22 protein-coding genes are annotated in these 22634 nt (G+C 57.4%); 21 read left to right on the forward strand and 1 reads right to left on the reverse strand.

Annotated elements, in window-relative coordinates:
• Positions 1-276 precede the first annotated feature (276 nt).
• The 17 genes from AABO57_18695 (at position 277) to AABO57_18775 (ending at position 17170) form a co-directional block, all read left to right on the forward strand.
• Complete coding sequence (locus AABO57_18695; protein ID MEK6287751.1) at positions 277-1566, forward strand: glucose-1-phosphate adenylyltransferase; 1290 nt, start codon at positions 277-279, stop codon at positions 1564-1566.
• A gap of 263 nt (positions 1567-1829) precedes the next feature.
• Entirely contained in the window at positions 1830-2150 is a 321-nt protein-coding gene (locus AABO57_18700) for a DUF1992 domain-containing protein (GenBank protein ID MEK6287752.1), read from the forward strand.
• Between the two features lie 56 nt (positions 2151-2206).
• Positions 2207-2539: a hypothetical protein gene (locus AABO57_18705; GenBank protein MEK6287753.1), complete on the forward strand. Its 333-nt coding sequence runs from the start codon at positions 2207-2209 to the stop codon at positions 2537-2539.
• Between the two features lie 72 nt (positions 2540-2611).
• Positions 2612-4639, forward strand: a complete 2028-nt coding sequence (locus AABO57_18710; GenBank protein ID MEK6287754.1) for a S9 family peptidase — start codon at positions 2612-2614, stop codon at positions 4637-4639.
• 403 nt (positions 4640-5042) lie between these two features.
• Entirely contained in the window at positions 5043-5294 is a 252-nt protein-coding gene (locus AABO57_18715) for an AbrB/MazE/SpoVT family DNA-binding domain-containing protein (protein ID MEK6287755.1), read from the forward strand.
• A 51-nt stretch (positions 5295-5345) separates the two neighbouring features.
• On the forward strand, positions 5346-5768 hold the full coding sequence (locus AABO57_18720; protein MEK6287756.1) for a DUF4345 domain-containing protein: 423 nt from the start codon (positions 5346-5348) through the stop codon (positions 5766-5768).
• 60 nt (positions 5769-5828) lie between these two features.
• Complete coding sequence (locus AABO57_18725; GenBank protein MEK6287757.1) at positions 5829-6749, forward strand: GntR family transcriptional regulator; 921 nt, start codon at positions 5829-5831, stop codon at positions 6747-6749.
• 218 nt (positions 6750-6967) lie between these two features.
• On the forward strand, positions 6968-7369 hold the full coding sequence (locus tag AABO57_18730; protein ID MEK6287758.1) for a zinc ribbon domain-containing protein: 402 nt from the start codon (positions 6968-6970) through the stop codon (positions 7367-7369).
• Positions 7366-7869: a hypothetical protein gene (locus AABO57_18735; protein ID MEK6287759.1), complete on the forward strand. Its 504-nt coding sequence runs from the start codon at positions 7366-7368 to the stop codon at positions 7867-7869. The genes AABO57_18730 and AABO57_18735 overlap by 4 nt, the downstream gene beginning before the upstream one ends.
• Before the next feature lie 85 nt (positions 7870-7954).
• Positions 7955-9496, forward strand: a complete 1542-nt coding sequence (locus tag AABO57_18740; protein MEK6287760.1) for an FAD-binding oxidoreductase — start codon at positions 7955-7957, stop codon at positions 9494-9496.
• A gap of 507 nt (positions 9497-10003) precedes the next feature.
• Positions 10004-10807, forward strand: coding sequence for a hypothetical protein (locus AABO57_18745; GenBank protein MEK6287761.1), 804 nt, complete (start codon positions 10004-10006; stop codon positions 10805-10807).
• Between the two features lie 211 nt (positions 10808-11018).
• On the forward strand, positions 11019-11597 hold the full coding sequence (locus AABO57_18750) for a hypothetical protein (protein MEK6287762.1): 579 nt from the start codon (positions 11019-11021) through the stop codon (positions 11595-11597).
• A gap of 373 nt (positions 11598-11970) precedes the next feature.
• Positions 11971-12837 (forward strand): prephenate dehydratase, encoded by an 867-nt coding sequence (gene pheA, locus AABO57_18755; protein MEK6287763.1) that lies wholly within the window; start codon positions 11971-11973, stop codon positions 12835-12837.
• Positions 12838-12926: 89 nt separating this feature from the next.
• Positions 12927-13946 carry a 3-deoxy-7-phosphoheptulonate synthase gene (aroF, locus tag AABO57_18760; GenBank protein ID MEK6287764.1) on the forward strand — a complete coding sequence of 340 codons (1020 nt, stop codon included), beginning with the start codon at positions 12927-12929 and terminating at the stop codon, positions 13944-13946.
• Between the two features lie 99 nt (positions 13947-14045).
• On the forward strand, positions 14046-14930 hold the full coding sequence (locus tag AABO57_18765; GenBank protein ID MEK6287765.1) for an MBL fold metallo-hydrolase: 885 nt from the start codon (positions 14046-14048) through the stop codon (positions 14928-14930).
• Positions 14888-16330, forward strand: coding sequence for a cytochrome c peroxidase (locus tag AABO57_18770; GenBank protein MEK6287766.1), 1443 nt, complete (start codon positions 14888-14890; stop codon positions 16328-16330). The genes AABO57_18765 and AABO57_18770 overlap by 43 nt, the downstream gene beginning before the upstream one ends.
• 66 nt (positions 16331-16396) lie before the next feature.
• Complete coding sequence (locus AABO57_18775) at positions 16397-17170, forward strand: lysophospholipid acyltransferase family protein (GenBank protein ID MEK6287767.1); 774 nt, start codon at positions 16397-16399, stop codon at positions 17168-17170.
• Between the two features lie 14 nt (positions 17171-17184).
• Here AABO57_18775 and AABO57_18780 read toward each other — a convergent pair whose 3' ends face one another.
• On the reverse strand, positions 17185-18477 hold the full coding sequence (locus tag AABO57_18780; GenBank protein MEK6287768.1) for an MFS transporter: 1293 nt from the start codon (positions 18475-18477) through the stop codon (positions 17185-17187).
• Positions 18478-18885: 408 nt separating this feature from the next.
• Between AABO57_18780 and AABO57_18785 the strand changes: the two genes are divergently transcribed.
• The 4 genes from AABO57_18785 (at position 18886) to AABO57_18800 (ending at position 22414) form a co-directional block, all read left to right on the forward strand.
• Complete coding sequence (locus AABO57_18785; GenBank protein MEK6287769.1) at positions 18886-19986, forward strand: DUF3500 domain-containing protein; 1101 nt, start codon at positions 18886-18888, stop codon at positions 19984-19986.
• Positions 19987-20069: 83 nt separating this feature from the next.
• The gene (locus AABO57_18790) at positions 20070-20582 is read left to right on the forward strand and encodes a hypothetical protein (GenBank protein ID MEK6287770.1); all 513 of its coding nucleotides are present in this window, start codon (positions 20070-20072) and stop codon (positions 20580-20582) included.
• Between the two features lies 1 nt (position 20583).
• Positions 20584-21234 (forward strand): hypothetical protein, encoded by a 651-nt coding sequence (locus tag AABO57_18795; protein ID MEK6287771.1) that lies wholly within the window; start codon positions 20584-20586, stop codon positions 21232-21234.
• A 40-nt stretch (positions 21235-21274) separates the two neighbouring features.
• Entirely contained in the window at positions 21275-22414 is a 1140-nt protein-coding gene (locus tag AABO57_18800) for a glycosyltransferase family 4 protein (protein ID MEK6287772.1), read from the forward strand.
• The last annotated feature ends 220 nt before the right edge of the window (positions 22415-22634 follow it).

The following is a 22634-nucleotide window of genomic DNA, read 5'->3' on the forward strand; positions in this document are numbered from 1 at the left end:
GCTGGCCCCCGCTCAATAAATGAAAAGCAACATCTCTGTAATGCCCAAGTCTCGACTCAGAGAAAGCGGGGGCAAGCCCACCTTCCCGACCGCGAGCCTCACCACTATGCTGATCACCCAACAGATTCACGCATCACGAATCACCCTCACGCGTCACGCATCACTCATCACGCATCACGCATCACTCCTCACCCATCCCGCTTCCACAGCAACCAGCCGCGCGGGTATACTCTTGCACCACGCAGCGACTAATGGCATCCCTCGGGAGGAACACGGATGGCGGCGCAGAGAGTGCTGGCATTGATACTGGGCGGCGGTGCCGGTCAGCGCCTCTATCCACTCACCAAGCAAAGAGCCAAGCCTGCTGTTCCTTTGGGCGGAAAATACCGCTTGATCGATATACCGGTTTCCAATTGCATCAACTCTGATCTGCATCGAATCTTTATTCTTACCCAGTACAACTCGGCATCGCTCAACCGGCATATCGCTCGGACGTATCGCTTCAGCCGGTTCACCAATGGCTTTGTCGAAATTCTCGCCGCTGAGATCACACCCGAGCGGCCGGACTGGTTTCAGGGAACCGCCGACGCCGTGCGCCAGTGCTTGCATCACCTCGACGACTACAGAGGTGACACGATCCTGGTGTTGTCGGGCGACCACCTTTACAGAATGGACTATCGTGAGTTCATCGCCCGGCACGTTGAGACGAACGCCGACGTGACGATTTCGCTGACCGCCGCGCGCGAGGAAGAAGCTTCGGAATTCGGGCTGGTCAAGATCGACGACACCGGCCGCGTCATCGAGTTCAGCGAGAAGCCAAAAGGCGAAGCGCTCGAACGCATGCGAGTGGACACTACTCAACTCGGCCTTTCGCCCGAACAAGCTCTCCAGCGTCCGTTTCTGGCCTCGATGGGAATCTACGTTTTTCACAAAGAAGTGCTGAGGCGATTGTTACTCGAAGAGATGCCCAAGGCGGCGGACTTTGGGAAGGAAATCATCGCCGAGATGCTGCCGCGGTACAACGTGCAGGCTCATCTCTTCGACGGCTATTGGGAAGACATCGGGACGATCGGCGCATTCTACCGGGCGAACATCGAAATGACTTTGCCGCTGCCGCCGTTCAACGTCTTTGACTCGGAAGCTCCAATGTATACGCGGCCGCGCTACTTGCCCGGCTCGAAGCTGCTTGATTGCCATATCCAGAGTTCCATCATCACCGAAGGCTGCATCATCAACGGCGCGACGATTACGGATTCGGTCGTCGGCATTCGCAGCCGCGTCGAGCACGGCTCGCGGTTCGAAGGCGTGCTGATGATGGGAGCCGACTTCTACCAAAACCTCGAGGAGCTGCAAGAGGACATCAATCGAGGCCATCCTCGCATTGGGATCGGCCCAAACTGCTTCATCCGCCGCGCGATTATCGACAAGAATGCGCGCATCGGCGCGGGTGTGCAAATCCGCAACGAGGCCGGGGTTCAGGAGCTTAAGGCCGACGGCTACTTCATACGTGACGGCATTGTGATCATTCCAAAAAACGGTGTCATACCCGATGGGACAGTGATCTGATCACTCTTCGCACGCCCCGTGCGAGACCAAAGACCCATCACACAAGATCGTCACGATGAGCCTAAGGCGGATAAAGTCGCGTGCGCTCGGCCCGGCTCGTCTCGATGCACCGACCCAGTTGCATGCTTGCCTTCATCTCGCCAAACTTCATCTAGAGACTTTCGTCGGACTGGCAGCAAGGGTGTTCCTGCTTCCGCGACAGTGGGCAGAAAAGAGATTGGCGGAAGGCGGACCACGATGCCTGCGCTCGCAGGGAGGCTTTCATGTCCATAGAGAAATTTGTTGAGGAGCAGGTGAGAAGGGCAATTGAAGCGGGGGAATTTGACAACCTCCCCGGCAAAGGCAAGCCCATCGACTTGAGAGCTTACTTCGAAACACCCGAAGATTTGAGGATGGCCTACTCGATCTTGAAGGGCAACAACTTCGTACCCGAAGAAGTGGAAATGCTGAAAGACATCGAAGCGCTGAAGAAGCGGCTCGAAGCGAGTTCCGACGAAGCGCAGAAGAGCAGGCTCAAGAAGGAAATCACCGAAAAAACTTATACCTTCAACATGCTCATCGAGAAGCGCAAACGTAAAGGCTAAGAATCCTTGCTCTTTGAAATTCGGAGCATTACGATAGCCGCGAGGAGACGCAACCGATGAAACAGCAGAAACGTCGGATCAAGCCTCTCAGAGTGATGGCGCAGGATGCGGTGCGGATCGCGGCGGGCTGGCTTTGGGAGAGCTTGCCCGATCGCTTTGGTCCGGCTGATCCAACCCTTGATGCTCAGGGACAGCTCTGGCGAGTGCCCATAGTCCTGGCTTATCCAGGTGTGACAGTCGGAGAAGTAGGCGAGATCCTGGTCAATGCATCCAGTGGCGAGGTCGTCTCGCACACGGACATTGCTCACATCAGAGCGGCTGGCCTGAGACTCGGAAGGAAACAACGTGCCAAAGTTCGGGCCGCCTTTCTACGCACAAGAAACGCCTGACTCCTGCTTACCCCGCTTGCCTGCTGGTGTGTCCTGATCTCTGTCTCGACCTTTCGGAAAAGTGAGGAACGAATGCGAACATTTCGAATATCGATTCTGCCCACCGCGCTGGTGTTGATGATGACCGGGGCGGCTGCGGCTCAAACCCGCGGGCTTCAAAGCAGCGACCTGCTAAAGCTTCGTTCAGTCGGCGAAGTGAAATGCTCACCAGATGGATCGCGAGTCGCCTATTCGGTGATCAACAACGACGCTCCCGGCCGGCCTTACCCGCAACTCTGGATAATGACCGTCGCCGACAACAAGTCGATCAGGCTCGGCGGCGAAAAAGAGAACTCGTCGAATCTCGAGTGGTCGCCCGATGGGCAGTGGATCGCTTACGACGGGAAGCTCGGCGAGAAGCCGGGCTTGATAGTCGCCCGTCCGGACGGGTCGAACGCGAAGTTTCTTTCACAGCTTCAGGGGACCAACAGCCCGCTTCCTTCGACCGGCAAGAGCATAGCCTGGTCGCCTGATGGCAAACAAATCGCGTTCGTCAACGCGGTGCCCGGCCCTGAAACCCAGGACGCGACCGGCGATCCGGTTGTGATTACGCGGTACCTCTACAAGCCTGACGACAGCGAAGGCATGACTCGCTTCAACGACAACCGCCGCCTGCACATCTTTGTGGTGGATGTCGCGAGCACGCAGGTTCGGCAGCTTACGAGCGGAACTCACTCGGAGCATTCAATCGACTGGTCGCCAGACGGCGAAGACATAGCTTTCATCTCGAATCGCGAACCAAACGAAGACCAGTTTTTTAACTACGACCTGTTCACGTTGAAAGTCTCGGATGGATCGATTCGGCGGCTGACCTCAACCGAGAGCGCCGAGTATCGACCGCGATGGTCACCCGATGGAAAGACGATCGTCCATCAAGCGACCAGGCGCGGCTTGACCGATCTCGAGACGACGATGGAAGACACGCACATCTGGTTGATCAATGCCGATGGAACCAACCGCCGCGAGATCAGCTCGATGATCGATAACCGGCAGGGCGCGCCCGCGTGGTCACCCGATGGCAGCGCTGTTTACTTCACCGTGCAAGAGCGCGGCAACGTTCGGCTGTATCGCTTGCCAGTCGCAGGCGGCCAACCGGAAGTCGTCATCAACGATCGCGGATCGGTTGGAGCGTGGTCGGTCGCCAGGGACAACTCGATCGCTTACGCGTTCGCGAGCCCCTCCGATCTGACGCAACTTTATTTGAAGCCCGGCAACGCGCCCGCGAAGAGAACTACTGATCTGAACGCCGTGGTGCTCGCCGGCAAGCAGATCGCCGAGGTCGAATCGTTCAGCTTCATCAGCAACGACAACAAGTACACAATCGAAGCGTTCCTCACCAGGCCGCTCGGCATGACCGCGACCTCAAAGCATCCACTGATTGTGAACATCCACGGGGGACCCCACGGGCAGCAGGGACCGGCGTTCAACTTCAAGCATCAAATCTACGCCGCGCGCGGGTGGGCTACGTTGCTGGTGAACTATCGCGGCTCGACCGGCTACGGCCAGGCGTTCACCGACGCGGTCTTCGGAGATCAAAACGGCAACGAAGCGCAGGACGTGATCTACGGTTTGAGCGCCGCCATGCGCCGCAATCTTTGGATCGATCGCGATCGATTGGGCGTCGAAGGCGTCAGCTACGGCGGGCAATTGACGAATTGGCTGATCACCCAGACGAGCATCTTCAAGGCGGCGATTCCGATTGCGGGCATTTCCAATCTGATCAGCTACAACTACATGACCTACTACAATCAGTACGAGCAGATGGAATTCGGCATCTTCCCGCATCAAGGCAATATGATGGATGTGTTGTGGGAGCGCTCGGCGTTGAAGCACGTGGCCAAGGCAAAGACGCCTACGATGCTTATGCATGGCGAAAACGACAACGACGTGCCGATCGCCGAAGCCGAGCAGTACTACATCGCGCTTCGAGACGTTGGCGTCGAAGCGATCATGATTCGCTATCCTCGCGAAGGCCACGGCATTCGCGAGTCAAAGCACGTGGTCGATTCGATCGACCGGTGTATCAACTGGTACGTTAAGCACTTCCCAGCGGCGCAGTAAAGTCGACGAGGAAGCAAGTGGATTCACCAGCGGACAACTACTGGCCCGAACCCTGCGCTACCTGCAGCGGCACGGGCAAGTATCAGATCAACCTTCAGCCGCTGAGTGCGAAGCCGGGTCTCTCCGTCGCACAACGAATCGCCGATCGCTCACCGAATTGCGTAGTCTGCTGCGGCAAAGCTTTCGTTCTAGTCCTTCAGCCCGCGCAGAAGTGTCGTCGATGCGCGGGAACAGGCAGGTCAATTGCGACGCGCTGCTTGCACTGCAAAGGCACGGGATGGATGTTCGTGCAGAAGGAACAAGCCTGATTTCTCAGATAAACTGGCTGAGTCGCAATACGCAGCTCTGAGCCGGACGGGCTGCTTGACTGACTGAATATGCCGCTGTAATTACGTTGTAGGCTATGAAGACTCGTATCATAAGGATTGGCAACTCGCAGGGAGTTCGCATTCCGAAGCTCTATCTGGAGCAGAGCCGTCTCGGCGAGGAGGTACTGCTTGAGGTCCAGAACAACGAGATCGTCATACGCTCTGCGCGCCCTCCCCGACAAGGATGGGCAGAGGCTGCTAAGGCAATGGCGGCGCGAGGAGAAGACGAACTGCTGGACCAAGGCTTTTCACACACCAGTTGGGATGAGCAAGAGTGGGAGTGGTAGTGAAACGCTTTGCGCGCGCGCGAACTGTTGGGCGTTCAAGAGAGAGCGGTGATGAAAAAGTTCCTTCAAGTATTTCTTGGCTTGTTCGGCATAACCGCAATCTTCATTGCGTCGCTGCACATTGTCCTTGGCCCCTCAGCAATACCGGGGTCTATTCCTGTCAATACCACGATGGACAGTGAAGATCGCTTTTACGCCACGTTATTTGCGGCCTACGGGATGGCTCTTCTCTGGTGCATTAAGGACATTGAACGTAAAAGCATGGTTGTCTATGTTCTGGCGCTCACGTTCTTTGTCGGCGGGCTGGCGCGCCTTGTTTCAATGGCCGCAGTTGGTTTACCCAATACCTTTTTCATCGCAATGACTGTGCTTGAGTTGCTCATTCCTTTCTTCATGGCGTTCATGCAGTCGCGCATTTCAAAGGGCGCAGATGCCCAACAAGGCGCTGCACCAGAACAAAGTCGCTGGTGTTAGCCGTTCTTGGCGAGATGTTCGCGCCATAATATTTTCGCTACTCCCGCAACGTTGCCACTGATGCGCATCTGGCTTTCAAAAAACAGCGAAGTCCCTCTGCGCGAGCAACTCGCGACGCAGATCCTTCTCGGCATAGTCAGCGACGATCTGAAGCCCGGTCAGAAACTCCCCAGCACCCGCGAGCTTGCCCGCCGTTATGACATACACTCGAACACCGTGAGCGCAGCCTTTCAGGATCTGGAGCGCAGAGGCTGGGTCGAGTTTCGAAAAGGAAGCGGCGTCTACGTTCGCGAGCGTAGCGTCGATGCGAGCGCCGACCCGAAACTCGAACTCGATCAGTTGATCTCGACACTGTTTCGAGTCGCGCGCGAACGAGGTCATTCGCTCGGCGAGATTCAAGCGCGAGTGAAGCGCTGGCTCGAGACTCAACCGCCCGATCATTTTCTGGTCATCGAGCCCGATGAAGAACTGCGCAGCATCCTCATCGCCGAGATAAAAGAAGCGACCGGCTTTCGAGTCACCGGAACCGGCCTCGATGAATGCTCACGCACTGACCTGCTCGCGGGGGCCGCTCCGGTTGCGATGTACGGTCTGGCAGAGAAGGTGAGAGCCGCGCTTCCGCCCAATGCTTCGTGTCTGCTATTGCGATTGCGTTCGGTACCCGGATCGATCGCAGGTCAGGAGCGGCCGTCGCTCGAATCATTGGTCACAGTGGTCTCGCGCTGGCCCGATTTCCTGAAGTGGGCTCACACGATCCTTGTTGCCGCCGCAATAGACCCCGATGCTATGAGCTTTCGCGACGCGCGAGAACGGGGCTGGCAAAAGGGGTTGGCCGGAAGCGCGATGGTGATAACCGACGCGCTCACCGCAACTCAGCTTCCTTCAGGTTGTCGCCCTCGCGTGTTTCGAATCATCGCCGACTCGTCGCTTGAAGAGCTGTGCAGCTTCAAAGAGTTCCTCGCAAAGCCGCTCGACCCTTAGAGCGCAGGCATCCCTGCCTGCCGGCCGGCGCGAGATGATTAAGCCGCTAGCGAAAAGGCAGGCAAGGATGCCTGCGCTCCCAGGGTCCTGACGCTGTGACGCTCTAGGAAGTGTCACACCCCTACAATCGCCTACCTTGCATTGAGCCTACAATCGCCCCAGATCAGGAGACCAAGAGGAACGAAGATGTCACGTTCCGAGTGAGGGAGGACAGGCTTATGTGCGAATCGGAACAGACCACAACCGTTGCGATCAAGCCGTGCCGTAGTTGCGGCGCCGGGCTGATTGAAGACAGCAGGTTCTGTCGTTCATGCGGAGCGGGCCAGACCGAAACGCTGCCGCCGTCTTTCCCGGTCGCTCCGGTCGATAACGCCAACCCCGAACCTATCCAGAACTACGCGACGACGCGGCTTTCGCAGAAGCTCTATCATCCCGTGTCGGGCCCGTTGGTCAATGCCGTCGCCACGGGCGTGCCGGCTAGTGTCGGGCGCTCGCCGGCAGGCAGCTTCTCCAAAAGAATGCTGTTGGCGCTGATGGCTATTCCAATCTGGGTGATGATCATTCTGCTATCGCCGCTGGATGCGTACGCCTCGGCAAGAATAATAGGGAGCCGAATATGATAACCGTCAAACCACGATGCATAGTCTTGTCAGCATGTCTGCTGGCGATCGCCGTTTCAACCATCCCCGCGAAGGCACTGGACATCAGCGTTCAAAATGACGTTTGCCTGAGACTCACCACAGCGCCGCGATCCGACGCCGGTGCTGTTAAGGATCCTGCGGCCATTTTGACTGCAGCTCACATCATCTATGTCTGCTCGCGGACCGCGCTCGTGAAATCAGCGGTCATTGAGAACGAACTGCTCAAGCGCGTGGAGTTCCAACAGGCGGGACTGCTCATTACTAAGGACCCAAACGCGGCTGACCTGATTATTGAGGTTCGTCGATCGAACTTTACGACCGCGTATCCCTACGTCGTCGTCGATCCGAGGACACGGCTCGTCGTCGCCAGCGGAAATGTGAACTCGCTCTTCGGTAGTGCTGCTGGAAAGATAGCAAAAGGTTTCATGAAGCAAGTACAAAAGGCGAGAACACCCGCCGGCGCCAAACCGAAGAAGTGATCCCTGTTTTGTGCTTTCCTCGGGCGCCATTAGTCCGGCGCAACCGAACTAGAACACCGCCCAGAAGCCCGTTGCGAGGACAACGATGACGTTATCACGACGAGAGTTTCTCGATTTCCTGAAAGCCACTTGCGCGGTTGCTGCTCTGCCTAACGCGTTTGTCTGTTCGGTATCCGCCCAGCAGGCCCCTCTGGCAGCCGTGCCGCTAACAGCAAACAACTCAGAACCATTAGTCAACGACATTCACTCTCAGCTCAACGCGACTCGAGTCAACAGAATCATCAAACCGCGATCCTCGAACGATCTGCGCGCTACACTCCTAACCGCCAAATCCGAAGGCAAGGCCATAAGCATCGCCGCCGGCCGTCACGCGATGGGGGCTCAGCAGTTCGGCGCCGGGACGATTCTCGTCGATATGACTGGAATGAATCGTGTGCTGAATCTGGATAGCGAGAAAGGAATAGTCGAAGTCGAGGCCGGAACTGAATGGCCGGAGTTGATCGATTACCTGATTAAGGCTCAAAGCGGGCAAGACCAACAGTGGGGCATCGTCCAGAAACAGACCGGCGCGGACAGGCTTTCAATCGGAGGAGCGCTCGCCTCGAACGTTCACGGCCGTGGTTTGAAGCTAAAGCCGATCATCGATCAGGTCGAGTCTTTCACTTTGATGGATCACGCCGGGGCGTTGGTGCGATGCAGCCGCGACGAACACTCGGAGCTGTTTCGCCTGGTGATCGGCGGGTACGGTTTGTTTGGCATCGTGACTTCGGTGCGGCTGCGATTGTGGAAACGAAAGAAAGTCCAGCGCATCGTCGAGATTCGAGACTCGAAGGATATCGTGGCGTCGTTCGATGAGCGAATCGCTAACGGATATCTTTATGGAGACTTCCAGATTGCAACCGACAGCAGCCGTGAAAGCTTTTTGCGTCGCGGAGTCTTCTCGTGTTACCGGCAAGTCGATCCCGCGACGCCGCTCACCGAAAAGCCTACCCGGTTTCATCCGGAGGACTGGGCCCGTCTCACTTACTATTCCCACAAGTACAAGCGGCGCGCGTTCGAGGTGTACACCAGGCGCTATCTCGCGACGTCCGGGCAAGTCTACTGGGCCGACTCGCAACTATCTGGGGCCTACGTCGACAACTATCACGAAGACCTCGACCGGAGGCTTGGCGCGAAGGTGAAAGCTACAGAGATGATCACCGAGATCTACGTCCCCCGGAGTTCGCTCGTGAACTTCCTGGAGGATGCGAGAGTCGAATTGCGCAAGCTGGATGCGAACATGATCTACGGAACCATTCGATTGATCGAGAAAGATGAAGAAAGCTTTCTTCGCTGGGCGCGCGAGTCATTCGCCTGCGTGATCTTCAACCTGCACGTCACCCACGACACCGCGGGACTGGAGAACGCCGCGCGGGCGTTTCGGAGCCTGATCGATCTGGGGATCCGCTATGCCGGCAGCTACTATCTCACTTATCACCGCTACGCGACTAAGCAGCAGGTGGAAGCTTGTTATCCGCAGTTCAGAGAGTTTCTGGAGATGAAACTGAAGCATGACCCGAATGAGATGTTTCAGAGCGACTGGTACCGGCACTACAAGAAGATGTTCGGGATCGATCGCGTCGAGTGAGGGCGACGCGAGGCATCCGCCATTCCTGCCTCGATACAGTCGTGCGGGTAGACTCTTCGCAGAGTGCGGGTCAACTTTTTGCGCTGAATCCCGAAGGGATGGCGGAATAAAGCCACGGGTGAGTCCGCGAACCCGTGGTCACGCGCGAGGATGACACCTTAACCCTCGGAGAGGGTGACGGCGAGTTGCAAGCAAGAGTCTTCGTGCGCCGACACATCCTCGCCATTGTCCTCTACCTGGTTTTGCTAACAAAGGCCGCCACCCGCTTCGCGGGTTAGTGCTGCTATACGCCTCTATCCACGGGTTCGCGGACTCACCCGTGGCTTTATACCTCCACCCTTCCAGGGTTGGACTATCAACCACTGGAAACTCTAGTGAGCGTGGGTATGCACGCCGGTGGAATTCCGGCGCAAACCTCCGACCCACACGCCTGATACGGAACCCTCTTTACAATCCCGGTCGAACGCGTTAAGTTGCCCGCCGCAGCGAATCAGTTCAGGGAGAATTATGGGAATACCAACGCAGGTAGACGTGAGGGTGATCGCCAAGGACGGCAAGTACCTTGGTGACGACATAGGCGGATCGCTGGTCACTATTCACGATGTTCAGACCGGCGAGTTGCTGGCTCGTGGTACTACTGCCGGCGGTTCGGGAGAACCGGATCTAATGGATATTTGTCTGAAGCGCTCGGAAGTGCTGCCGGTTGATGGGGCTTCAGTTTTCACCGCCACACTGGACCTGGATCAGGCCACACTAGTCAGAGTGACGGCATATGGGCCTCTCGCGGCACAGCTATCAGCCAATACCGTATCGCTTACTCAATGGGTTTATCCGGGGAAGAGCATAACTGGCGGAGCACAAGGAGGAGGCTTCCTGCTGGAAATACCCGGCCTGGTCGTTCAAATCCTGAATCCGCCGACTCACTTTCTGCCGCAGACGGCACCCAAAAATATCGAGATCAGAGCCAATGTGACGATGATGTGCGGTTGCCCAATTGGAGAAGGCCATCCGCCCTGGCATCCCGCTCAGTTCGAAGTAATGGCTTTGATCAAGCAAGGCGAGTATGGCGCTATCGAGCTTCCGCTTCAGTACGATGCGGATGCGCCCTACGGAGCGCCCAGCCAGTTTGCGGGAGAGTGGCGCATACCACCCAACAGCTCCGGTCAGCCTGAGATCTACGAGATTGTAGTATCGGCATTCCAGCAGAGGACAGGCAACACAGGAGTCGATCGAGCGACCGTCATCATTCCGGCGCCGGCTTCGACTTCGACGCCGGGCAAATCAGAAGGGGATCAGAATAAGCCGGCGTAGAGACCGTCGGCCACCGGTACGGCTCTCACAGACTAAAGTCTGCGGCACGTCGGGGGATGTGCGGCCCTGGTTGCATAAAAGCGATTGCAGCGGAGGCGTCTTTGTTACTCCCGATATCCACTTTACAATCCGAATAGAAACCGCTAGTTTCGCCCCATCAACCGGTTCTACTAACTTTGTCTTCAATCTCCAAAAAGGAGGAGCGATGTTGATGAATCTACTTAAGAAGGTAACGTTGGTGCTTATGTTTATCTCGCTGCTTGCGTTCTCGCCGTCTTCGCTGGCGCAGACTGACATGTTTGAAGGGAGACCCACTTTTTCCGAAGGCGCGGAACTCGGTTATTACATCTGGAAAGAGGGCGACAAGTGGAAGCTTCGTTGGACAACGATGGGGCCGCTACGGCGATTCACCGGTTCAGTTGTCGCCGAAGGCGGCGAGCTCCATGACCTCAAACGCATAGACCTCGAGGAGGAACGGCGTGTTCTCTATCCCGGTCGAGCGCCTAACGTCTGGGTTGGTCCGCGAGGCCGCACGCATGTAGGCGGCGGCCGGGCGCCGGTCGTAGTCGAGCGCAAGCAGGACATAATAAAGAAGGACGGCGACAGGACGATTGTGTTTGCTGCGAAAACAGGCAACGACATCGATGGATTCGATTTCAAGGTCGATAAAAAAGTGACGGCGCTTCGTTTCGTGTTGGACATTGACGGCAGGAAGCTGCCACAGCGAGTCGAGGTAGGAAAGAATAATCAGAAGCTGCCGGCGCTACCATTCGAAGTGAAGTTTCACTGAATCAAGAGCGCAAAGAGCATGGAGTTCAGGCTTTAGCCTGGTAGTACTTTCCTCTTTTGACACACTACCAGGCTAAAGCCTGAACTCCATGCCTCGTCAGGTTGACAGGTTTCGCCTCTCTCACGGATAATCGGCGAGCTTGAGAAAACAGTTGGGAATTCAAATGAATTTTTTCGCATCACGAATTGACCGTCACCCGAACCGCGCGCATACCAAAGTGCGGCGTTCTTACTTCTCGTTTAGCGTCTTTAGCTTTAGCACCGCAACAGGAGCGGGGGGCGCGATGGTTTAGACCGAAATCCAATCGCACAGGTTTCAGAAGCCCGCTCCTTCCACGAAGGCAGCGGGCTTCAAAGTTTTTGGGAGTGGTTTGATGGAAGATAAGAACAAAGACAGCACATTGACGGTAGCCTTCCAGGGCGAGCGTGGAGCCTTCAGCGAGGACGCCGCGCGCAAGCTTCTCGGCGCCGACATTAAAATCCTGCCTTGTCGAGCGTTCGAGGAAATGTTCGACGCCGTGTCATCAGGCGCGGCCGATGCAGCCGCTGCTCCGATCGAGAATAGCCTTGCCGGTTCGGTGCATAAGAACTACGACCTGTTGATGGAGCACGACCTCACCATCACCGGGGAGACGAACCTGAGAATCGTTCACCACTTGATCGCGCCGCGCGGCGTTGCGCTGTCAGATGTTCGCCGAGTTCATTCTCATCCGGTCGCGCTCGCGCAATGCGAGAAGTTCCTGCGCGCCAATCCTCAGATCGAAGTGGCACCCGCTTACGACACTGCGGGCAGCGTCAAGATGATTGTCGAGAGCGGCTCGAAGGTGGAGGCGGCGATTGCCGGAGCTACCGCGGCCGAGGTCTACGGCGCCGAGATCATCGCCGAAGGCATCGAAGACAACGCGAAGAATTTCACGCGGTTTCTTCTGTTGGCGCGCCCCGATCGAGCGGATTCGATCAAGACGACGTCAAATCAAGAGCAGCGAAAGACATCGATCGTCTTTCGGGTAGCGAACAAGCCGGGCGGATTGTTTCGCTCACTGGCCGCGTTCGCGCTGCGCGACATCGACCTGACTAAGATCGAATCGCGACCCATCGAAGGCCGCCCGTGGGAGTACTCGTTTTATCTTGACCTGATCGGCGATCCACACGAGCCTCACGTCGAGCGAGCGCTTGCGAATCTGGCAGAGCTTGCCGAGAGCGTGCGCGTGCTGGGGAGTTACTGGAGAAGTGAAGGGTGATGCGTGAAACGTGATGCGTGACCGGTCCTTTCCAGTCACGCATCACGAATCACGCATCACGGCGCCTGGTACCAAAAGGAGAATTAGCCATGATCATCGCGATGAAATCAAATGCAACCGAAGACCAGATCGAAGAGGTCTGTGAGAGCATCCGCCGATACGGCTACAAGCCTCACGTCATACGAGGCGAAGAGCGAGTCGTCATCGGCGCGGTCGGTCACGGCGACAACAAAGACCACCTGCAAAATCTGCGCTCGGTGCCGGGCGTCGAAGACGTCGTTCCGATACTTCAGCCTTACAAAATCGTAGGCCGCGAGCTGAAGCCGCAGCGAACGATTGTCCGCGTCGGCGATCTGGAGATCGGCGGCAAAGAGTTTGTCGTGATGGCTGGGCCTTGCTCGGTCGAGACGCGCGAGCAGTTGATGGAAACTGCCGAAGCCGTCAAGCAGGCAGGCGCCCAGGTGCTGCGAGGCGGCGCCTACAAACCACGGACTTCGCCTTATGACTTTCAAGGTCTTGAAGTCGAAGGGCTCAAGCTGCTGGCCGAAGCGCGCGCTCTTACCGGGCTCAAGATCGTGACCGAAGTCGTCACCACCGAAGACACCGAGGTCGTCGCCGAGTATGCCGATATCCTTCAGGTCGGCGCGCGGAACATGCAGAACTTCGCTCTACTGAAGAGACTGGGCAGCGTCAAACGCCCGGTGCTCTTGAAGCGAGGGATGAGCTCGACAATCAAGGAGCTTCTCTTGTCGGCCGAATACATCGCGTCACACGGCAACGATCAGATAATCCTGTGTGAGCGAGGCATTCGAACCTTCGAGACCGCTACGCGCAACACGTTGGATCTGGCAGCGGTTCCGCTGTTGAACGAACTGAGTCATCTGCCCGTTGTAGTCGACCCCTCCCACGCAACCGGCCGCAGGAGCCTGGTTCGCCCGGCGGCAAAAGGCGCAGTGGCTGTGGGCGCCGATGGTTTGCTCATCGAAGTTCACCCTCGTCCGCAAGAGGCCTGGTCGGACGGCCCACAGTCGCTGACGCCTCCAATGTTCGCCGAAATAATGACAGAGCTGCGCGAGTACGTGCGGCTGGAGTCTCGCTACCTGAATTAAACACAAAGGCACGAAGTCACTAAGGGACAAGCTGAAGCTTGAACTCTGAACCTGGTACTTCTTTGTGCCTTTGTGTTTGACCTCTTATACTGAATTTGCATGGCATTACCTGAACTGAGACTCGCCGAAAACGTCGCCGGCGATTTCTTCGTCGACAGCACTTGTATCGACTGCGATCTCTGCCGTCAGATCGCTCCAGACACTTTCTCGAGCGCCGGCGATCAATCAATAGTTCATCACCAGCCAGAATCACCCGAACAAGAATTCGCGGCGCTCAAAGCTCTAGTCACCTGTCCGACCGCTTCAATTGGAACGCTCAGCGGCCGCTCGGCGAAAGCGGCTGTAGCAGCTTATCCTGAGTTGATAGAAGATGGCGTCTACTTCTGCGGCTTCGCGTCCGAGTCGTCATACGGAGCGTCTAGCTACCTCATCGCCCGCCCCAACGGGAACGTGCTGATCGACTCGCCTCGTTTCGCGAGTCCGCTGGTCAAACGCATCGAGAAGCTGGGCGGCGTGAGGCTCATGTTCCTAACTCATCGCGACGACGTCGCCGACCACGAAAAGTGGGCCGGTCATTTCAACGCCGAGCGTGTTATGCATAGCGACGATATCGGCCGCTCTCTGTCCGGCATCGAGCGCGTGCTCGCCGGCCGCGAAGCCGTTCAGCTCGACGACGACTTGTTGGCTATCCCGACTCCCGGGCACACACGCGGGCACACGGTATTGCTCTACCGCAACCGATATTTGTTCTCGGGTGATCATCTCTGGTGGTCCGAGTCTTACGAATCACTTCACGCGTCGTCGAACGTGTGCTGGTATTCGTGGACGGAGCAGACTCGCTCAATGGAGCGCCTGCTCGGTTACCGATTCGAGTGGGTACTGCCTGGACACGGACGCCGGGCTCGTTTAAGCTCGTCGCTTATGCATGAGCAGCTCGAGCAATGCGTGGCGCGAATGAAGCGCCGCTCGCGAGCAGCAAGTTGATTGCCGGCTTCGAACCAAACAATTTGATGAAAGGCGCTAAACCATTGAGCTTTACTCATTCTCGGATCGCGGGGTCCAAACTCGCGGCAATCGGCGTGGCCGCCTTCTTAGCCCTGGTCGCGTTCGGGCAAAGCCAACCGCGCAAGGAATCCTCTCAAATCCGTCTCGCGTTGAGGCTGTTCAACGACTCCCGCTTTTCGACGCCGCAGGGCGATCTTCAGAATAGCTGCGCTTCGTGCCATCTAATGGACGAAGACCCGCAGGGCATGAGGGCCCACACCGATTTCTTCGCCCGGAGCTGGGTGCCGTGGCGCGCAGGCGATCCGCGCCGCGACGGGTTGCGCAACGCGCCGACAATCTTTGATTCGGCGTTGATGCCGCGTCTTCACTTCGACGGGGAGTTCAGCTCGCTGGAGGAACTGGTCAAGGGAACGCTCGCCGGACGCGCGATGGGATGGTTGCCGGGCGAAGAGGAGCAGGCATTCGATCGGGTCTACAGAATCATTTTGGATGACAATCGCGAAGGCAGCGGCAATGAAACGAATTATCGTGCGCAGTTCAATGCCGCATACGGGGTCGATCCCACAACGCTCAGCAAGAGCGAAGTTGTCAACGGTGTCGTGAAAGCCCTCGCGGATTATATTCGAACGCTCAAGACCGGGCGCACGGCGCCATACGATCGTTTCGTTCAGGCGAACGGATTGGACTCCGGACCCGCGGATGGCGAAGACCCAAAGCTGCTTGCGAACCGGATTCTGGACAAGGTCGCGACGCTCGAAAAGTCACGAACGCTGAAGCTGCCCGGCGGGTTTGACGCCGCTGCGCTGAGCGGGTTGAAGGTATTTTTCCGCACCAGTGGGAGCGGGTCTATCGGCAACTGCGCCGCGTGTCACACGCCGCCGCTGTTCACGGACTTTTCGTTTCACAACATGGGCATCAGTCAAAGCGAATACGATCAGGTGAACGGCGCTGGCAGCTTCGCCGAACTGGAAATCCCCGCCGCCGCCCAGGCCCGGCGCCCTTCCCCGCAGTTCCGCGAGACTCCTTCGAAGCGGAAACCCCGATACGCGGATCTCGGCTTCTGGAACTTCGTGGATCTCAAGACCTCGCCGCTTCGCGGCGGTGATGAGAGTGACGATCAGTTCCTGCAGCGAATGACCGCGGCGTTCAAGACTCCGACCCTGCGTAATCTGGCGTTCACCCAGCCGTATATGCACACCGGCGGCTTCACTACGCTCGAAAGCGCACTGACCGAGATCATTCGCTTGAGTGAGTTGGCGCGCGCGGGGAAAGTGCGAGAAGGCGATAAGCAACTTTCCAGAATCAATATCACCGAAGCGGACATAGCTCCGCTAGTCGCGTTCCTTGGAACGCTGAACGAAGAATTAAAGCCGCGTTAGAAATACTAGTGGTGTAACCATCCTCATTCCCAAGTTGGCCGAGGTTGGCCGAGGTTGGACGTTCGAATGATCCCTCGATTGCGCGGAATCTTCCTTCTGACATTCTGGTTCGCATCAATCGCGATCGTGGCGCCGTTGTTGATCGTACTCGTACTGATCACCAGGAATGAAAACTTCATCTATTCACCGGTTCGCATGTTCATTCGCGCCGGGCTGGCGATGGCCGGCGTGCGAATTGAAGTAAGCGGGCTCGAACGGCTGGACCCGAATCAGACTTACATCTTTACTCCAAACCATCAGAGCCTCATCGAAGTCCCTTTGTGCGTGACTTACCTCAAACGGAATATTGCCTACCTGGGGAAAAAGGAAGTGTTCAAGTATCCGATCTTTGGTCAAGGCATACGGTTGATCGGCGTGGTGTCGGTCGATCGCAGCAACACAACCGCCGCCGTCGAAAGCGCTCGACAAGCAACCGAGAACCTGCGGCGCGGCAAATCGTATGTTGTCTACCCTGAAGGCACGCGCTCGCCTGACGGGCGGTTGCTTCCGTTCAAGAAGGGCGCGTTCATGATGGCGATCGATGCCGGCGTCCCGATTGTCCCAATCTCGATATCGGGCGCAACTGCGATCATGCCAAAAGCCCAGATCAAGGTTTTCCCATCAACCGTGCGAATAACTGTTCACGAACCTATCAGCACCGGCGGCTACACGAAAGAAAACATCGGCGAGTTGATGCAATTGACGCGAGAGAAGGTCCTCTCAGGCCTGAGCGAGGAACAGGCGCCGCCGGGCGAACGAAAAGCCGCAACGACCCAAATCAGCAACAAACAGTCCGCGTGACTACGAAGACGCGTTCAGCGTTTACTTCCCTCTGGCGAATGTCCCTCGTAGTGCAACAGGCTCTTCGCCCAGATGCCGGCGGCGCCGACCGCAATCAGGCACCCAACGCCGCCTGTCAGAACCGATAGCGTGGCGCCGATGAGCGCGGCAACTGCGCCGGCCTCGAATTCACCAAGCTGCGGCCCGCCCATGAAAAAAATCATGTTGACCGACGTCATACGTCCGCGCAGGTAATTGGGCGTGACTAACTGGCGGATCGTTTGTCGCAACACCGTGCTCACGGTATCGGCAGCGCCGGTGATCGCAAGCATCAGCAGCGAGAGCCAAAACCAGCGCGACAAAGCGAACGCAACTGTGGCCGCTCCGAAGATCGCAACGGAAATGAGCACCGCCTTGCCTTGCTTCCGCATAACTCCGCGCCGTGCCATGGCGAGCCCGGCTATGATCGAACCGGCTCCCGGCGCCGCGGCAAGAAAGCCAAGCCCGCGCGCTCCGACATTCAGAATCTCCGCTGCGAATATCGGCAGCAGAGCCGTCGCCGAGGCGAAGAAAGTCGCGATGAAATCAAGCATCATTGTCTGCACAATGATTGGGGTGCGCCACACGAACCGCAGCCCTTCGCGAAGCGCACCGAAGTTTATCCGTGCTACTGGGGCTTCGGCTTCAGCGCGGCCGCTCGCGCTCATGAGCAGCAGGGCAATGATGACCGCGACGAAGGAGGCCGCATTGATACCATAGATCACCGCAGGTCCGCGCGCGCTCAGAAGCAACCCGGCGAGCGCCGGCCCAACGATCATTGCAGAATTGAAGACCAGGATTCCAAGGCTGACCGCGTTTGGAAAATCCTCCAGAGGCACCAGTGTTGGCAGCATAGCCTGACGGGCGGGATTGTCGAATGCCACCGCGGCCGAAGCAATGGCTGTAAGCAAGTAAATGGACCAGAGGCTGGCCAGCCCCGATGCCGTCATCACTGTCAGCAATGCCGCGCTAATCAACATCACGCTTTGCGATGCCAGCATCAATCGCTTCCGGTCGACCGCGTCGGCGACAACACCACCCAAAAGCGAGCAGAAGATGATGGGCAACACACGCACAAGCCCGACGCCGCCTAACGCCAGCGGAGATTTTGTCAGCACGTAGACGTGCCAGTTGATCGCCACAAGCTGCATCTGAGAACCGGTGACCGATATGAGCTGGCCAATCCACAATAAGCGAAAATCCCGGTGGCGCAACGCGGTGAACGATGATCTTTTCGGTTTGTTGTTTGACTCTTTGCTGAGTGCAGGAGAAAGATCGGGTAAAGACATGGGCCACTATAATTCCACGGTTGTGCGTAGTTGCGCCACCGGTACCTTGGGAGCGCAGGCATCCCTGCCTGCTTGCTTATGCCAAAGCTAATCTCTTTCTTTCGCAACGCCAGGCAGGCAGGGCTGCCTGCGCTCCCAGGGCGGCCGCCCTCGACTTGCTGACGACAGCCTTATACAATGCCGCTCGCTGCGCTCAGCCGGTTGAGCTAAGAAAACCAGGAGGCTCTCATGCTACAAGTCAAGCGCGCTCAGGTCAGTGACGGAACTGCGGCGACATTAGCTGGCAATCCCGGAAGGTCTCGCCTTCTACTGGTGACATTCGTCTCGATTCTCGTTTCCCTTCCCTTGTTTGATTCCAGCGCGTTCACTCAGCAACCGGCGCAGGATCGCATCGAACGATTCCGGAAGATGTCCGTGGACGCCGAAACAAAAGGCCTGGCCGAGCCGTTCAATGGGATCACCACGAATGGACAGATTGCGCCCGGACTGTTCGCCATCCACTCTACCGGCGTATCAACCGAACCGGTTCAGAAAGCGGCCGGTGCATTCCTTGCCGCACTGAGCCTCGAGCAGCGATCTAAAACGATGTTCTCCACAGATGACTCGGAATGGCGCAAATGGATGAACCAGAGTTTCTACGTGCGGCAGGGCGTCAGCTTCAAGGAGATGAGCGAGGCTCAGCGCGAGGCGGCGTTCGGGCTGATGCGCGCGTCGCTCAGCGCAAAAGGATTGAAGCAAACGCGTGACATTATGCGGCTCAATCATACGCTGGGCGAGTTGAACAACAACGATTTCGAAGCCTACGGGGAATGGCTCTACAACATCACGGTGATGGGCACGCCTTCCGCCAAGGAGCCATGGGGCTGGCAGTTGGACGGCCACCACGCGATCATCAATTACTTCGTGCTGGGCGATCAGGTGGTGATGACACCCTTCTTCGCCGGGTCGGAGCCGGTGACCGCTGCTTCAGGGAAGTACAAGGGCACCACTATTCTTCAAGACGAGCAGAACAACGGCCTTGCGATGATCAACGCGTTCAAAGAAGACGTTCGCAAGAAGGCGCTCGTTCAGGCTTCGAAGACTGGAAACAACAACCTCACTGAAGCATTCAAGGACAATGTTGTTCTGGACTATGCCGGCGTTCGAGCGTCGGAGCTTTCGAAGCAGGAGCGGAAACAGTTGCTCGATCTGATCGCGCTCTACGTGGACAACATGGACAACGGCCACGCCCGGGTCAAGATGGACGAGATCCGCCGGCACCTCGACAACACCTGGTTCGCGTGGATCGGCGGCACCGAGCCCACCAGCGTCTTCTACTATCGCATTCACAGCCCGGTGATCCTGATCGAATTTGACCACCAACTGCCGGCCAATCTTCGACACCTGGCCAAGGACCCGCGAGCGCCGAACCGCGAGCACATTCACGTCGTGATGCGCACGCCGAACGGAAACGACTACGGCAAGGACCTGCTTCGGCAGCATTATCAGCAGCACAAACACGGCGGCTGAATCGGCATTAACCGAGAACGATTCCGGATCTCGATAAACGTTTCGCGGCGCTTGCAGCATCATTCTTTGTGGAGTCTTCCAACGTGAGCCGAGAATACGCAGGCGGCGAGTCTGATTACGCCGCTAACCAAACGAAGCAGGACGTCCCTCGCGCGCTCCGCCGCATCCTGCTCGGCATTTTCCTTTTAGGCCTTCTCGGCACGGGAACCGAGCTGGTTCTGCTTGATCACTTCGAGGACCGGCTACAACTGATTCCGCTCATTCTGCTGACGCTCGGGCTCGTCGTGGTTACGTGGCAGGTCATCCATCAAGGGCGCGCGAGCCTGAGGACGCTGCAGCTCTTGATGATACTGTTCGTGCTGGGCGGCCTTGCCGGACTAGTGTTTCACTATCGGGGCAGCATGGAGTTCCAGTTGGAGGTCAACCCCGATCTCAGTGGACTCGAGTTGTTCCTCAAGGCCATCAGGGCGAAAGCGCCGCCTGCGCTGGGGCCGGGCGCAATGATACACTTGGGACTCTTGGGTTTGGCTTATGCCTATCGCTACCCGGTGTCGGGCGCGCGACCCAGCGACAAAATAACGAATAGAGGAGATTGAAATGAACCGAAAGCGTGCGTTGCTGTTTGCGACCCTCGGGTCGATTGTCCTCGCGGTGAGCTTAAGCGTGAACGTCGATGGCCAGGTCGGCAAGTCTCTTGGGCTGATCGACGCGAACGCTGCAACCGAGAAGGACCTGCTGGCGCTGCCCCACATGACTCCGGCCATTGTGAAAGGCATCATCGACAAGCGTCCGTTTATGAGCATCCTGGACCTGAACGCGTTCCTGCTCAGCCAATCGCTCACCGCGCAACAAGCGGCGGAGTTCTACGAGAAGGCATTCATTCACATCAATCTCAACACCGCCTCGCGCGAAGAAATTGTCTTGATACCCCGGGCCGGCAACCGGATGGCGCGTGAGTTCGCCGAGTACCGGCCGTGGCGGAGCTTCGCGCAGTTCGACAAGGAGATCGGCAAGTATGTGGGCCCAGCGGAAACGGCGCGGCTGGCCCAGTACGGCTTTATTCCAATCAACCTGAACACAGCGAGCGACGAGGACATTCTGAGCATCCCGGGTCTCGGTCCGCGAATGCTGCGAGAGTTCAAGGAGTACCGCCCATACAAGTCGATCGAGCAGTTCCGCAAGGAGATTGGAAAATACGTCGGGGCGAAGGAAGTCGCGCGCTTCGAACGCTACGTGACGATACAGTGATGCTTTGTCGTTCGATCCGGCAATAATTAGCGAAGCACCGGTGCGTAATCCATTTCCACATGAACCGACCATCCTATTCGTGGTCCCTGGAGATATTCAGCGGCAAACCGGGGGTTCTTTTTACGACAGAAAGCTTGCCGACAGCCTGACCGAACGGGGCTTTCGGGTGGAGATGGTAACGGTTCCCGACCTGCCTTATTTTGCCGGCCTTGTCGCGGGTCTGGCGATTGCTCCCCTCTTATTGCTACGGCTCGCAAGGCGGAAGTATGACGTTGTGATCGAGGATGGATGGGCTCACCCCACAACACTCCTGTTTAATGTTGCGTGTTGGCTCATCGGCAGGGTTCGGTTAGTCATCATCGTACATCAGGTCAGATGGCGCGCGGTGAAACCGCCCGTCGGATTCATTGTCCGAATGGTTGAGCGGGTTTCTTTGCGCTCGGCTCAACTGATTGTGACGGTGAGCCGCTTTATCAGCAGCGACGTTGAACGACTGGTCGGGAGCGGAGTGCCCGTTGTACTCGCGTCTCCTGGCTCTGCGCCGATTTCGGGTGCAACGCGGGAACGAGGTGAGACCGGCGCCATACCGCTACGGCTCCTGTTCGTGGGGAACTGCGCCCGCCTCAAAGGGCTCGATCATTTGATCGGTGCGCTCGCGTTACTTCGGGACATTCCGCTCACGCTCGACCTGGTCGGAGACGTGAACGTTGAGCCGCGCTATTACAAAAAGTTGGTGAAGCAGGTAAACGCTTTAGGTGTGAGCGAAAGAGTTATCTTTCACGGGGCAGTTGCTCACGAGGACCTGGGCCACTTTTATTCGCGGGCCGGCATATTCACTTTCCCTTCGCTGTATGAAGGTTTTGGCATTGTATTGGCCGAGGCGATGCACGCGGGCCTGGCCATCGTGGCAACTCGCACCGGGCCGGCAAATGAAATAGTTCGCGAAGGTGCGAATGCGCTAATTGTGCCGCCTGCGGATTCGGCGGCTCTCGCCGGCGCCATACGACGGCTCGCAACCAACACTGTATTAAGAGAGGACTTCGGCCGCCGCAGCCGCGAGCTCGCCGGTTCGCTTCCTACGTGGGCACAGACCTGCGATACCATCTATGATCGGATCGAGATTATGAGTCGAACGACTCGCGGTACGAAGCGAACGACGAAGTCCATTCCCACACGGTAACCTTGAGTCCTTCGAGTCCTCCGGCCCGCACGACTGGAGCCAGATGCTTAACGATGTACCGCGCCCCAGCCTCGGCATCAGATTTCCAAGCTGGCGACTCTTTGCCTCCCGCCTTGATTAGGCAGGACACTTGATTAGATAGCGGCCTATCGAATAAATAAGCTTTCTCAGGCATCGTTAACTCTGCGCTGAGAGACCTTGTACTCATCCAAATTCTGAT

This window comes from Acidobacteriota bacterium, from assembly GCA_038040445.1.
In the GTDB taxonomy this organism is placed as follows: Bacteria; Acidobacteriota; Blastocatellia; order UBA7656; family UBA7656; genus Onstottus_A; species Onstottus_A frigus.